We start from the raw sequence: 14,167 nt of genomic DNA, 5'->3' as shown, positions 1-14,167 counted from the left end.
GGCGTACCGTTCCGACTCATGAGTGATGCGAACTCTCCGTCGGTCGCAGTGTCGGCACGAGCGAGCTCCGAGCCGGTCGTGGTGCGAGAGTTGGGCACCGTCGAGTACACCGAGGCCTGGGCACTACAGCGCGAGCTGGCCGGTGCCCGGGCGGACGGCGTCGGCTCCGACACGCTGCTGCTGCTCGAGCATCCGTCCGTCTACACCGCGGGGCGGCGTACCTCCGAGGAGGACATGCCGCGGGACGGCACCCCCGTCGTCGAGGTCGATCGTGGCGGCAAGATCACCTGGCACGGTCCGGGCCAACTGGTGGGCTACCCCATCGTCGAACTCGCGCACCCCATCGACGTCGTCAGGTACGTGCGCCGTATCGAAGAAGCGCTGATCTCGGTCGTGTCCGCCTACGGCATCGGCTGCGGGCGCGTCGACGGTAGATCCGGGGTGTGGCTCGCGGCGCAGATGCGAGACGGCGTGTGGCTGCCCGAACGCAAGATCGCTGCGATCGGGGTCCGTGTTCAGCGCGGAGTGACGCTGCACGGTTTCTCTCTGAACTGCAATGCGGCCATGACGGGGTTCGACGCCATCGTGCCGTGTGGCATCGCCGATGCCGGTGTGACGTCGCTGTCGCTGGAGCTGGGCCGAGACGTCTCGATCGGCGATGTCACCCCGGCGGTCACCCGCGCCGTACTGGCCGCCTTGGACGGGTCGATGCCCGTGCAGGACCACGAGATCGAGCATCCGCCGGTCACGGAGGCGTCGATCAACCCGCAGTTCACGACGGTCCGCTTCGGCGCGTAGCATCGATCCTGTGACTGTGGCCCCAGAAGGACGCAAGCTGCTCCGCCTCGAGATCCGAAACGCGGAGACCCCCATCGAACGCAAACCCAACTGGATCAAGACCAAAGCCAAGATGGGCCCGGAGTACACCGAGCTCAAAGGTCTTGTGAAGCGCGAAGGTCTGCACACGGTGTGCGAGGAAGCCGGCTGCCCCAATATCTACGAATGCTGGGAAGATCGCGAAGCGACCTTCCTCATCGGCGGTGAGCAATGCACCCGCCGTTGCGATTTCTGCCAGATCGACACCGGCAAGCCGGAGGATCTCGATCGGGACGAGCCGCGCCGGGTGGCGGAGTCCGTGCAGGCCATGGGTCTGCGCTACTCCACGATCACCGGCGTCGCTCGGGACGATCTGGAGGACGGCGGCGCGTGGCTGTACGCCGAGACGGTTCGGTACATCAAGAAGCTGAATCCGAACACCGGCGTCGAGCTGCTCATCCCCGACTTCAACGCCAAGCCCGATCAATTGGCCGAGGTCTTCTCGTCGCGCCCCGAGGTGCTGGCTCACAACGTCGAGACGGTGCCGCGGATCTTCAAGCGCATCCGCCCGGCCTTCCGGTACCAGCGGTCGATGGACGTCATCACCGCGGCCCGCGACGACGGCCTGGTCACCAAGTCCAATCTGATCCTCGGCATGGGTGAAACCCCCGAAGAAGTTCAGGAAGCCATTCGCGACCTGCACGAGGCCGGGTGCGACATTCTGACCATCACCCAGTACCTGCGTCCGTCACCGCGCCACCACCCGGTGGAGCGTTGGGTCAAGCCGGAGGAGTTCGTCGAGCACTCCGATTACGCCACCGAGATCGGGTTCGCCGGTGTGCTGGCCGGACCGTTGGTCCGCTCCTCGTACCGCGCGGGTCGCCTGTACGCACAGGCGATGGCCCATCACGGACGAGAACTGCCCGAGAGCATGAGTCACCTCACCGATGGTGGCGAAGCTTCTCAGGAGGCCAGTTCGCTGATGGCACGTCTGGCGGCTCGCTGATCGTCGTCGGCCAACCCGGCGCGGTGCACGTGAGCGCCGGCACAGGACGTATCCTGTGAAGCATGGCGAACGGCAGTAAGGCTGGCAAAGCAGCGAAGCCCAGCAAGGAAGTAAAAGCAGCTGCCAAGGCGGCGCGCAAGCAGGCATCGAGGGAACGACGCAAGCAGCTCTGGCAGGCGTTTCAGATGCAGCGCAAGGACGACAAGGTTCTCCTTCCGCTGATGATCGGGGCGGTCGTCGGGCTGGGACTCGTCGGATTTCTGATCGGTCTCGCGTTCGGATTCCAGTGGTTCCTGCTCCCCATCGGCTTGCTTCTCGGTGTGCTCGTCGCTTTCATCATCTTCGGCCGCCGGGTACAGAAATCTGTGTACAAGAAGGCCGACGGCCAGGCCGGCGCGGCCGCTTGGGCGCTCGACAATCTGCAGGGCTCGTGGCGGGTGACCAATGCGATCGCCGGAACCACCCATCTCGACGCCGTGCATCGCGTCATCGGTAAGCCGGGTGTCATTCTCGTGGCCGAGGGTGCACCTCATCGCGTGAAGTCACTGCTGGCCCAGGAGAAGAAGAAGACCGCCCGCCTGGTGGGCGACACCCCGATCTACGACATCATCGTCGGAAACGAAGAGAACCAGATCCCGCTCTCGGGTCTGCAGAAATATCTTGCGAAGTTGCCGAAGAACATCGACGGCAAGCGCATGGACACCATCGAATCGCGGCTCTCCGCTCTGGGCACCAAGGGTGGCCCGGCCATGCCGAAGGGCCCCGTTCCCGGCGGAGCCAAGATGAAGGGCGTCCAGCGAACCATGAAGCGCCGCTAGCCACTCACGACCACTCCGACAGCCCTGGTGCGAAGACCCCTCAGCGGGTCCGCAGCAGGGCTGTTCCCGTTGCCCGGTCGTGCATGCCGCGGCCATCCATGTCGGTGATCACGGCCGGAACGACGAACAGCAGGATCAACTGCCGAACCAGTGCACGGACGAAGCCGACTCGTGCGTGTGCGTCGATGCGGCCCACCTGAATACCGACGATGAACTGCCCCGGGGTGAACGAGAACAGCGAGACGGTCACCAGACCGACGCCGAACCACACGGCCAACACGATCGTCGAGATCAGTCCGCTCGTGGTGTAGCCACCGAGAATCAACGACGCAACGCCGGTTGCCATCGTCCAGTCGAGCACCAGCGCGAGAACTCGGCGCCCGGTACCGGCCAGAGAGCCGACCCCCTGCTTCGGTAGGCCCAACTCCTCACCACGGAAGTTCTGGGGTTCTCGCGGGTTCGCAGCCGCCGGTCCGGACAACCAGGACCCTGTCATTCGTGCCATGATTTCCAGGATAGGCGCGGTCGGGTACACGGGAAAACACACGGACGTACTGTTGTTCGTGCCACTCGTGAACCAGGACGCGTAACACGGGCGAAACACGAGCTTGACGGGCGGGCAACACCATGTCCATAACGTCAGGTTGACGGACTCAACAAAGGAGCAAAAGCGTGGCGTTTTCCACGGCCCAAGAGGTCATCAAGTTCATCGCGGATGAAGGAATCGAATACGTCGACATCCGGTTCACGGATCTGCCGGGCGCACAGCAGCACTTCTCTATCGCCGCGAAGGCGTTCACGGCGGACACACTGGAAGACGGCCTCGCGTTCGACGGTTCGTCCGTCCGCGGATTCCAGTCCATCCACGAGTCCGACATGATTCTGCTTCCGGACTACGCCACCGCTCAGGTCGATCCCTTCCGCAACGCGAAGACGCTGAACATCGACTTCTTCGTCCACGATCCGTTCACGCGTGAGGCCTACAGCCGCGACCCGCGCAACGTCGCACGCAAGGCCGAGGAGTACTTGGCCAGCACCGGCATCGCCGACACCGCGTACTTCGGTGCCGAGGCCGAGTTCTACATCTTCGATTCCGTGCGCTTCGATTCGCAGGCGAACGGCGCTTTCTACGAGGTCGATTCGTCCTCGGGTTGGTGGAACACCGGGGCCGAGACCGAGGCCGACGGCAGCCCGAACCTCGGTTACAAGGTTCGCTTCAAGGGTGGCTACTTCCCCGTCGCTCCGTACGACCACTACGTGGACCTGCGCGATCAGATCTCGACGAACCTGCAGAACGCAGGCTTCGAGCTCGAGCGTGCGCACCACGAGGTCGGCACCGGTGGACAGCAGGAGATCAACTACAAGTTCAACACGCTGCTCCGCGCGGCAGACGATCTGCAGCTGTTCAAGTACATCGTCAAGAACACCGCATGGCAGAACGGCAAGTCGGCGACATTCATGCCGAAGCCGCTGTTCGGAGACAACGGCTCGGGCATGCACGTGCACCAGTCGCTGTGGAAGGACGGCAAGCCACTCTTCCACGACGAGGCCGGATACGCCGGGCTGTCGGATCTCGCCCGTCACTACATCGGCGGCATCCTGCACCATGCGCCGTCGCTGTTGGCATTCACCAACCCCACGATCAACTCGTACCACCGTCTGGTGCCGGGCTACGAAGCCCCCATCAACCTGGTCTACAGCCAGCGCAACCGCTCCGCTGCGGTCCGTATCCCGATCACCGGCAACAACCCGAAGGCAAAGCGCCTCGAGTTCCGTGCGCCGGACTCCTCGGGCAACCCTTACCTGAACTTCGCTGCTCAGATGATGGCCGGTCTGGACGGAATCAAGAACAAGATCGAGCCGATGGCTCCGGTCGACAAGGATCTCTACGAGTTGCCGCCCGAGGAGGCCAAGAACATTCCTCAGGCACCGACCTCGCTGAACGCGGTCATCGACCGGCTCGAGGCCGACCACGACTACCTCACCGAGGGTGGCGTGTTCACGACCGACCTGATCGAGACCTGGATTTCGCTCAAGCGTGAGCAGGAAATCGCTCCCGTCAACCTGCGTCCGCACCCGTACGAGTTCTCCCTGTACTACGACGTGTGATCGACCTGACTTCACACTGAAAACGCCCGGCCGATTCTTTCGGCCGGGCGTTTTCGTGTTTTGGATTGTTTCTGTTCCGTGCCGATTCCGGCAAATTGCAACAGAATTCGACCCGGTCGGCGTTTGATAGTCGGTACGTGGGGTAAAGACCTGTATCTGCTGAGGGCGAACAGAGGACAACGAACTTCATGGACGCACTGTGGGAATTCATCGTCGGACGACGAAGGCAGTTGGCGATCGACTCTTATCTGCATGTCTCGGCCGTCGTGCAATGCGTGATCATCGCGACCGTTATCGGCGTCGCCATCGGAATCCTCGTCTACCGCAGTCCCGCCGGATCTGCCGTCGCGACAGCCCTGGCGAGTACCGTGCTGACGATTCCGTCGTTCGCTCTGTTGGGTCTGCTCATTCCCATACTGGGACTGGGCGTTCGACCGACGGTGACCGCCCTGGTCCTGTACTCACTGCTCCCGATCATCCGAAACACGGTGGTCGGCCTCGATTCCGTGAATCCGGCGGTCACCGATGCCGCCCGCGGAATCGGGATGAGCCGCATTCTTGTGTTGCGGCGCATCGAGATTCCTCTCGCATGGCCCTCGATTCTGACCGGGATGCGCGTCAGCACGCAGTTGGCCATGGGCATCCTGGCCATCGCTGCGTACGCCAAAGGCCCTGGCCTGGGCAACCTGCTGTTCTCCGGGCTGGCCCGAGTGGGCAGCCCGACCGCCGTCCCACAGGCACTGACCGGCACCATCCTCATCGTCCTGCTGGCGTTGATCCTCGATGGGATCTACGTCGTGATCGGCAAACTGACCACCTCGAGGGGTATCCGTGAGTGAGAAAACCACCGTATCCGGCGTAGAAATCGTCTTGGAGAACGTGACCAAGAGCTACCCGGGCCAAAAGGACGCCGCCGTGGACAACGTGTCCATGACCATCCCCGCGGGCGAAGTCGTCGTGCTGGTCGGGCCTTCGGGCTGCGGCAAAACGACAACCATGCGCATGATCAACCGGCTGATAGAGCCGACGTCGGGCCGCATCACCATCGGCGGTGAAGATGCACTGTCGATCAACCCGAACGAGCTGCGCCGCACCATCGGCTACTCGATCCAGCAGGCAGGTCTGTTCCCACACATGACGATTGCCGAGAACGTCGGCATGGTTCCGGGTCTGATCGGCTGGAAGAAGCCGAGGATATCGGATCGCACCGACGAAATGCTGGACCTCGTCGGTCTCGATCCATCGTTGTACCGCGAGCGCTATCCGCGCCAGCTGTCCGGTGGCCAGCAGCAACGCGTCGGTGTCGCACGCGCGCTCGCTGCCGACCCCCCGGTACTGCTCATGGACGAGCCTTTCGGTGCCGTCGATCCGATCACCCGCGGTTTGCTCCAGGACGAATTGATGCGCCTACAGGCCGAATTGGGCAAGACGATCGTATTCGTCACGCACGACTTCGACGAAGCCGTCAAGCTCGGTGATCGGATTGCCGTGCTGGGCAACCAATCTCGGATTCTGCAATTCGATACACCCGAAGCAGTTCTGGCAAATCCGGCCGACGAGACCGTCGCCGGATTCGTCGGCTCAGGTGCAGCGTTGAAGCAGTTGACGCTGATGCGTGTACGAGACATCGAATTGTCCGATGTACCGGTCATGGGCGAGGACGAGTCGGTCGAGTCGATGAACACGGCGCTCGGAAGAGACCCAGAAGCGTGGGGAATCATTCTCGACGCTCGTCGGCGACCGATTAGGTGGACCGATCGTCGCCACCTCACCGACGCGAAGAGCTTGCGCGACGTCGGCGTGCCGATGGGCGAAATGGTCTCCACTCAGTCGACTCTGCAAGATGCTCTGGAAGCGCTGCTCGCGGAGGGTAACGCGACCGCCACGGTCACCGGTAAACGTGGCGAGTACGCCGGAACCATCACCATCGAGCAACTGATCGACACCATCAAAACCATTCGTTCGCAGCATGCTCACGACCATGACGACGACAGTGTTGAAGGTCATGACTCGAACGTTGTTCGCGACGACGTGGCCACGGGAAGCGCGTCGTGACTTCCGCCGCGGAGACCTCCGCCGTCGACGCGTCAGCGGACGACGGTACGGCGCGGACGGCACAGCAGGCGGCCAAGCGCGCGGAGCGTATTCGCTTGCTGGTGCAACCCGCGATCATCGTGTTGGTCGTTGTGGTTCTTCTTGCCTACACGTTCACCCGCGACTTGAGTGCGACGCAGAAGGAGACGCTGAACGCGAGCACTCTGTTCCAGCGGCTGTCCGAGCACGTCGTCATCACGATCGTCGTCACCGCGCTCGTGCTCGCGATCGCTGTTCCTCTGGGAATACTGTTGACCCGTAACGGCTACCGGAGATTGGCACCGGTATTCATCGGTATCGCCAACATCGGTCAAGCTGCCCCGGCGGTCGGCCTGTTGGTGTTGCTCTTCCTCGCAACAGGCAAAACCGGTTTCTGGATCGGTGTACTGCCCATCGCGTTCTACTCACTCCTTCCCGTTCTCCGAAACACGATGCTCGGTTTCCAACAGGTCGATCCGAGTTACATCGATGCTGCACGTGGACAGGGCATGTCCAGCAGCGGCATTCTGTGGCGCATCGAGTTTCCGCTGGCGGTGCCGTACATGTTGGCCGGTCTGCGCACGTCGCTGGTGCTCGCCGTCGGTACGGCCACACTGAGCTTTCTCGTCGGAGCGGGCGGCCTCGGGGTTCTGATCGACACCGGCTACAAGCTCTACCAGCCACTGATTCTCGTCGTGGGAGGCGTCCTCGCCGTCGCTCTCGCGTTGTTCGTCGACTGGCTCGGAGCACTCGCCGAGGCCTATCTCGGACCGAAAGGACTCCGCTGATGCGGCGCTCGACAAGACAACTCGTGGCACTCTGCGCGATCACCACGATCGCATTGACGGGGTGCGGTCTGCAGTCGGGTGGTGCCGTGCCACTGTCCGTCGAACCTGGGAGCATAGAAGTAATGCCGGGTCTCGAGGGTGCCGAACTGACCGTCGGATCCAAAGACTTCACCGAGCAGATCGTGTTGGGTTACATCCTCGAGTTCGCGCTCTCCGCTGCCGGTGCCGACGTTCGCGACCTGACGAATATCTCGGGTTCGAACAGCACCCGCCAAGCCATGGTCGCCGGGCAGGTCGACGTCACCTACGAGTACACCGGAACCGGCTGGATCAACTATCTGGGTAACGAAAGTCCCATCACGGACGCAGCCGAGCAGTTCGACGCGGTACGCGACGCGGACGTCGCCAACGGATTGACGTGGGTCAATCCTGCGCCGATGGACAACACGTACGCGCTCGCGATGAACCAGACGACTGCCGAACAGACCGGGGTGAAAACACTCTCGGATTACGCAGCACTCGTCGCGCGTGATCCGGCCGCGTCGGCGTTGTGCGTGGAGACGGAATTCAACTCCCGACAGGACGGATTTCCCGGCCTGGCCGCAACGTACGGTTTCGATCCCGATGCCGTACCCCGTCAGATTCTGCAGACCGGAATCATCTACCAGGCAACTGCCGACGGTTCGCAGTGCAAGTTCGGTGAAGTGTTCACCACCGACGGCCGCATCAAGGGCCTGAATCTTGTTGTCCTCGAAGACGACAAGAGCTTCTTCCCGCGGTACAACGCCACCGTCGTCATTCGTTCGTCGATCGCCGAGCAGTACCCGCAGATCGCCGAGATCACCGCTCCGATCTCCGCCGCACTGACCAATGCCGAGATAACCGAGCTGAACAAGCAGGTAGACGTCGACGGCCGTGAACCGGCCGATGTCGCGCGGGATTGGATGGTCGACAAAGGTTTCGTCACCGCCGGCGCGGACTAGCCGTTACGTGCACCGACCCGTGACGAATCCTCTGACGCGGCAATCGACACGCGGCTCGATAGCCCTGTGCAGCGTTGTGATGACGGTACTGACGAGTTGCGGTCTGCAGTCGGGTAGTGCAGTGCCGCTGCCCGTCGAACCCGGCAGTATCCAACCCGTGCCGGGGCTCGACGGCGCAAAATTGATAGTCGGCTCGAAGGAATTCACCGAGCAGGTGATCCTGGGTTACATACTCGAATTCGGTCTGGTGGCGGCCGGAGCCGACGTCCGAGACCTCACCAACATTTCGGGGTCCAACAGCACCCGCCAAGCCATGGTCTCCGGGCAGGTGGACGTCACCTACGAATACACGGGTACAGCGTGGATCAACTTCTTGGGGAACGAGACCGCTATCCCGGATGCCACCGGGCAGTTCGAGGCCTTGCGCGACCAGGACGCAGGCAACGGCCTCACGTGGGTCAACCCTGCACCTATGGACAACACGTACGCGCTCGCCATGAATCGGGCAACAGCGGACGCGACGGGCATCGAGACGCTCTCGGATTACGCCGCGCTCGCCGAGACCGATCCCGCCGCGGCACAGACCTGCGTGGAGACGGAGTTCAATTCACGACAGGACGGGTTTCCGGGCATGGCCGCTGCCTACGGCTTCGACCCCGATGTCGTTCCGCGGCAGGTGTTGCAGGGCGGCATCATCTATCAAGCGACCGCCGACGGCTCGCAGTGCACATTCGGTGAGGTGTTCACCACCGACGGCCGGATCAAGGGTCTCGATCTGGTAGTGATCGAAGACGACAAGAGCTTCTTTCCCCGCTACAACGCCACGGTCGTGCTGCGCACGCCCATTGCCGAGCAGTACCCGGAGATCGCCGAGGTCACCGCTCCGATCTCCGCGGCGTTGACCAACGCCGAGATCACCGAGCTCAACCGGCAGGTGGACATCGATGGCCGCGAGCCGGCAGACGTCGCACGAGACTGGATGGTCCAGCAGGGATTCGTCACCGTCGGGAGCGACTAGTTCCCGCCGAAGGTCCTCTCCACCACTGCCTTTGCCCGACGGGTCACACGCAGGTAGTTGTCGAGGAACGCTCCGGCGTCGCCGTTCTCCCAGCCCGCCACCTGCGCGACTGCGGAGAGCACAGCTCCCGGCCGCGGCAGCTGATCGGTGGGCTTGCCGCGCACCAGCACCAGCGCGTTGCGTGCCTTCGTCGCCAGAATCCATGCTTCCCTGAGCAATTCGACGTCGGTTTCGCTCATGAGCTCGGCTGCGCCGATGGCGTCGAGTGACTGCAGGGTCGAGGTGTTGTGCAGCGTCAGAACCTTGTGTGCGTACCTGAGCTGGATGAGCTGAACGGTCCACTCGATATCGGCCAGTCCCCCGCGTCCCAGCTTGGTGTGGGTGGCGGGATCGGCCCCCTTGGGCAGGCGTTCGGAATCGATGCGCGCCTTGATGCGTCGAATCTCGCGAACCGCGTCGGAAGACACTCCGCCTTCGGGGTATCGCACCTTGTCGGCCATCAGCAAGAACCGGATGCCGAGATCCTGATCGCCGGCCACCTGGTGTGCCCGCAGTAGAGCCTGGACTTCCCAGGCCTGCGCCCACTGCGCGTAGTACGCGGCGTACGACGCGAGGGTTCGCACCACCGGCCCGTTGCGGCCTTCGGGCCGAAGGCCGGTGTCGACCTCGAGGGGTGGGTCGGTGCTGGGCGCGCCGAGCAACTTCCGGATGCGGTCGGCAATGGTGTTGGCCCACTTGACCGCAACGGTCTCGTCGACGCCGTCCACCGGTTCGCAGACGAACAGCACGTCCGCGTCGCTGCCGTAGCCGAGCTCCCCGCCGCCGAGGCGACCCATGCCGATGACGGCGAGAGTTGCGGGAGCAGGTTCACCGCGCTCCTTCTCGCTGGCGCGGACAGCAGCCGCAAGCGCGGCGTTGATGACCGCTGCCCATACCGAGGACAACGCACGGCACACCTGAGGTACATCGAGCATGCCCAGAATGTCTGCCGAGGCCACCCGTGCCAATTCGTGACGCCGCAGCGCCCTGGCAGCATTGATCGCTCGTACCGGATCCTCGTAGCGAGCCGAGGACGACAGGATGGCGCGGTAGGTCTCTTCCGGCTCGACGTCGAGCAGACGCGGGCCGGTGGGGCCGTCGGCGAACAACCGAATGACCTCGGGGGCCTTGATCAGCAGGTCCGGTACGTAGGCCGAGGAGCCGAGCACGATCATCAGTCGCTGGGCCACAGCTCCTTCGTCGCGCAGCACTCGCAGGAACCACGTCTGCTCCCCCGCCGATTCCGACAATCGGCGGTAGTTGAGCAGCCCGGCGTCGGGATCGGGTGTGTCGGCGAGCCATTCCAGCAGCGTCGGAAGCAACACGGCTTGAATCTGACCGCGACGGGTGCCCGAGCCGACGAGCGCACGAAGGTGGCCCAACGCGTTCTGCGGGGTCGCGTATCCGAGTGCGGCGAGCTGACGCGTCGCGGCATCCGGAGTCAATCGCACTGTCTCCGAGTCGAACTTGACCACCGAATCCAGCAGAGGCCGGTAGAAGAGCTTCGCGTGCAACCGTCTGATGCGTTGCGCGTTCCGCTTGATCTCGGCGTTCAGCACACCGAGCGCATCGCGGTTGCCGTCCGGTCGCATGTGCGCCGAACGAGCCAGCCACCGCAGCGCTTCCTCGTCGTCCTGCGGAGGCAGGGTGTGTGTGCGACGCATCCGCTGCATCTGCAGCCGGTGCTCGATCAGCCGAAGAAACTCGTAGGACGCCGTCAGATTCGCAGCGTCGTCGCGGCCGATGTAACCACCGTCGGTCAGTGCCGACAACGCGTCGACGGTGCCGAGAACGCGCAGCGACTCATCGGTTCGACCGTGTACCAATTGCAGGAGCTGAACGGCGAATTCCACGTCCCGCAGGCTGCCGCGTCCGAGTTTGATCTCGCGCTCGCGGAGTTCGGGCGGCACCATCTCCTCGACGCGACGCCGCATCGCTCGCACTTCGGGCACGAAGTCCTCGCGCTGGCTGGCCAACCACACCATCGGGTTGACCGCAGCGACGTAGTCGTCGCCCAGCGCGATGTCGCCCGTCATGGGACGGGCCTTGAGCAATGCCTGGAACTCCCAGGTCTTGGCCCAGCGCTTGTAGTACGCGACGTGCGAATCCAGGGTGCGGACCAGTTCGCCGCGCTTGCCCTCGGGACGCAGTGCCGCGTCCACTTCGAAGAATGCCGAGGATCCGATGCGCATCATCTCACCGGCGATGCGGCTGGCCTGCGCGTCGGCGGGCTCGGCGACGAACACGACATCGACGTCGGAAACGTAATTGAGTTCGCGCGCACCGCATTTGCCCATCGCGACAACGGCCAGACGCGTCGGACACGGGGCGTCCGGGCACACGGTGGCCACGGCGACTGCCAGTGCTGCGGTGAGCGCGGCGTCGGCCATATCGGACAGCTGCGACCCGACCACCGTGTACGGCAGGACGGGCTCGTTCTCTACCGTCGCGGCGAGGTCGTAGGCGGCCAACACCATGATCTGGTCGCGGTACTTCTTGCGCAGCGCGATCACGGCGGGCGGTCCGGTGAGCGACGCGCGGTACAGGTCCGGTGCGGCATTGGGCCCGGTCTCGGGCTCGGCCCCCACTGCCTCGAGCAGTTCCGCGACCAGGGTGGCCTTGGTGGGGAGCTCGATCTTCGCCGACACCCCGCTGCTCTGACCTTCCTTGGTCAACAGCAGACGCCAGGTGCTGTCGTCGGCCACGAGATGATCGGCGAGCGCACTCGAAGCGCCGACGAGACCGAGGATGCGGCCACGGAATCCCTTGTCGGTGCGCAGTGCAGTATCGAATTCCGTCCACGCGGCACCGAGCAACTCGTACATCCGCACCAGGGTGCGTAGAGCGAGGTCCGCGTTCGGCGCGCGCGAGAGCGACCACAGCAGCTCGAGGCTTTCTTCCCCCGTCCAGCCGAGGGTGCGCAGGTCGGACGGCGCAGTTTCTTCGACGAGGCCGAGACGGCCCGGTCCGGGAACGACGGATCTGGAGGTCGGAGGACGCACCATCAGAATCCACCTCGGGGTGCCACAGGTTTACCTCGTCGTCAGTGCACAGCGACGCGAAGGCGCTCGCGTCGGCATCGGAACTACCATTGAAGGATCGACTAGAACGTAGCCCATGACGACGCCGTGCCGTTAAAGACCCAGGTAGGCCTTCAGCTCGTACGGCGTGACGTGGCTGCGGTATTCCTCCCACTCGCGACGCTTGTTGCGGAGGAAGAAGTCGAAGACGTGCTCGCCCAATGCTTCGGCGACCAGTTCGGAGCCTTCCATCGCGTTCAGTGCCTGATCGAGGTTGCCCGGCAGCTCCTTGTAGCCCATGGCGCGACGCTCGGCGGAGGTCAACGCCCAGACGTCTTCCTCGGCCTCGGGCGGAAGGGTGTAGCCCTTCTCGATTCCGCGAAGGCCGGCCGCGAGCAGCACCGCGAACGCCAGGTACGGGTTGCAGGCGGAGTCGGGGCTCCGGATCTCGACGCGACGCGAGGATGCCTTGTTCGGGGTGTACATCGGCACGCGGATCAGGGCCGAGCGATTCGCCGGTCCCCACGACGCGGCGGTCGGTGCCTCGCCGCCGCGCACCAGCCGCTTGTAGGAGTTGACCCACTGGTTGGTCACGGCGCTGATCTCGTTGGCGTGCTCGAGGATGCCGGCGATGAAGGACTTGCCGGTCTCGGACAGCTGCATCGGATCGTCCGGGTTGTGGAAGGCGTTGGCGTCGCCCTCGAACAAGCTCATGTGGGTGTGCATCGCCGAGCCGGCCTGGTCGCTGAACGGCTTGGGCATGAACGTCGCGCGCACACCCTCCTCGATGGCAACTTCCTTGACCACGTAGCGGAAGGTCATGATGTTGTCGGCCATCGACAGTGCATCGGCGTAGCGGAGATCGATCTCCTGCTGGCCCGGTGCGGCCTCGTGGTGGCTGAACTCGACCGAGATTCCCATCGACTCCAGCGCGTCGATGGCGTGCCTGCGGAAGTTCGGGGCCGAGTCGTGCACGGCCTGATCGAAGTAGCCGCCGTTGTCTGCGGGGGTCGGCGGTGAGCCGTCCTGCGGGACGTCCTTGAGCAGGAAGAATTCGATCTCGGGGTGCACGTAGCAGCTGAACCCGAGGTCTGCGGCCTTACTCAACTGGCGCCGCAGCACGTGGCGCGAGTCGGCCCAGGACGGCGAGCCGTCGGGCATGGCGATGTCGCAGAACATCCGCGCGGAGTGCTGGTGACCCTTGCTGGTGGACCAGGGCAGAATCTGGAACGTCGACGGATCGGGCTTGGCCACGGTGTCGGCCTCGGAGACACGGGCGAATCCTTCGATGGCGCTACCGTCGAAACCGATTCCCTCGTCGAATGCCCCTTCGAGCTCGGCGGGGGCGATGGCCACCGACTTGAGGTACCCGAGAACGTCGGTGAACCAGAGGCGGACGAAACGAATGTCGCGCTCTTCGAGGGTCCGGAGCACGAATTCCTTTTGACGATCCATGAACGCGAGAGTAAGCAAACGGAGTTAAATCTGTGTTACATC

Annotated in this window: 12 protein-coding genes; 9 read left to right on the top strand and 3 right to left on the bottom strand. The window is 63.8% G+C overall.

Features of this window, described 5'->3' with window-relative positions:
- The first annotated feature begins 18 nt into the window (after positions 1-18).
- The 3 genes from lipB to MTX34_RS15345 all read left to right on the top strand — a co-directional run bounded on the left by lipB (position 19) and on the right by MTX34_RS15345 (position 2,640).
- On the top strand, positions 19-798 hold the full coding sequence (gene lipB / locus MTX34_RS15355) for a lipoyl(octanoyl) transferase LipB (protein WP_243595044.1): 780 nt from the start codon (positions 19-21) through the stop codon (positions 796-798).
- A 10-nt stretch (positions 799-808) separates the two neighbouring features.
- A complete protein-coding gene (lipA, locus tag MTX34_RS15350; protein ID WP_176459221.1) occupies positions 809-1,822 on the top strand; it encodes a lipoyl synthase in 1,014 nt (337 codons plus the stop codon).
- 62 nt (positions 1,823-1,884) lie between these two features.
- Positions 1,885-2,640 (top strand): DUF4191 domain-containing protein, encoded by a 756-nt coding sequence (locus MTX34_RS15345; protein WP_243595045.1) that lies wholly within the window; start codon positions 1,885-1,887, stop codon positions 2,638-2,640.
- A 40-nt stretch (positions 2,641-2,680) separates the two neighbouring features.
- Here the strand turns inward: MTX34_RS15345 and MTX34_RS15340 are convergent, their stop codons facing one another.
- Positions 2,681-3,145, bottom strand: a complete 465-nt coding sequence (locus MTX34_RS15340; RefSeq protein WP_243595046.1) for an RDD family protein — start codon at positions 3,143-3,145, stop codon at positions 2,681-2,683.
- Positions 3,146-3,312: 167 nt separating this feature from the next.
- On the opposite strand from MTX34_RS15340, the gene glnA (MTX34_RS15335) reads away from it, so the two are divergent.
- From glnA (MTX34_RS15335) to MTX34_RS15310, 6 genes are all read left to right on the top strand, one after another.
- A complete protein-coding gene (gene glnA, locus MTX34_RS15335) occupies positions 3,313-4,749 on the top strand; it encodes a type I glutamate--ammonia ligase (protein ID WP_032368128.1) in 1,437 nt (478 codons plus the stop codon).
- Positions 4,750-4,937: 188 nt separating this feature from the next.
- On the top strand, positions 4,938-5,588 hold the full coding sequence (locus MTX34_RS15330; protein ID WP_243609935.1) for an ABC transporter permease: 651 nt from the start codon (positions 4,938-4,940) through the stop codon (positions 5,586-5,588).
- Positions 5,581-6,804 (top strand): ABC transporter ATP-binding protein, encoded by a 1,224-nt coding sequence (locus tag MTX34_RS15325; RefSeq protein WP_243609934.1) that lies wholly within the window; start codon positions 5,581-5,583, stop codon positions 6,802-6,804. Before MTX34_RS15330 ends, MTX34_RS15325 begins: the two co-directional genes overlap by 8 nt.
- The gene (locus MTX34_RS15320; protein WP_374639733.1) at positions 6,801-7,610 is read left to right on the top strand and encodes an ABC transporter permease; all 810 of its coding nucleotides are present in this window, start codon (positions 6,801-6,803) and stop codon (positions 7,608-7,610) included. The genes MTX34_RS15325 and MTX34_RS15320 overlap by 4 nt, the downstream gene beginning before the upstream one ends.
- Complete coding sequence (locus MTX34_RS15315) at positions 7,610-8,593, top strand: glycine betaine ABC transporter substrate-binding protein (protein ID WP_243609933.1); 984 nt, start codon at positions 7,610-7,612, stop codon at positions 8,591-8,593. The genes MTX34_RS15320 and MTX34_RS15315 overlap by 1 nt, the downstream gene beginning before the upstream one ends.
- A 79-nt stretch (positions 8,594-8,672) precedes the next feature.
- On the top strand, positions 8,673-9,611 hold the full coding sequence (locus MTX34_RS15310; RefSeq protein ID WP_243609932.1) for a glycine betaine ABC transporter substrate-binding protein: 939 nt from the start codon (positions 8,673-8,675) through the stop codon (positions 9,609-9,611).
- Here MTX34_RS15310 and MTX34_RS15305 read toward each other — a convergent pair.
- Positions 9,608-12,655 (bottom strand): bifunctional [glutamine synthetase] adenylyltransferase/[glutamine synthetase]-adenylyl-L-tyrosine phosphorylase, encoded by a 3,048-nt coding sequence (locus tag MTX34_RS15305; RefSeq protein WP_243609931.1) that lies wholly within the window; start codon positions 12,653-12,655, stop codon positions 9,608-9,610. The genes MTX34_RS15310 and MTX34_RS15305 overlap by 4 nt on opposite strands.
- A 129-nt stretch (positions 12,656-12,784) precedes the next feature.
- Entirely contained in the window at positions 12,785-14,125 is a 1,341-nt protein-coding gene (gene glnA / locus MTX34_RS15300; protein ID WP_243595052.1) for a type I glutamate--ammonia ligase, read from the bottom strand.
- Positions 14,126-14,167: the final 42 nt, after the last annotated feature.

This window comes from Rhodococcus sp. ARC_M5, from assembly GCF_022810405.1.
GTDB lineage: Bacteria > Actinomycetota > Actinomycetes > Mycobacteriales > Mycobacteriaceae > Rhodococcoides > Rhodococcoides navarretei.
The sequence above is the reverse complement of the archived record's forward strand: the minus strand, read 5'-3'. Positions and strand labels throughout refer to the sequence as shown.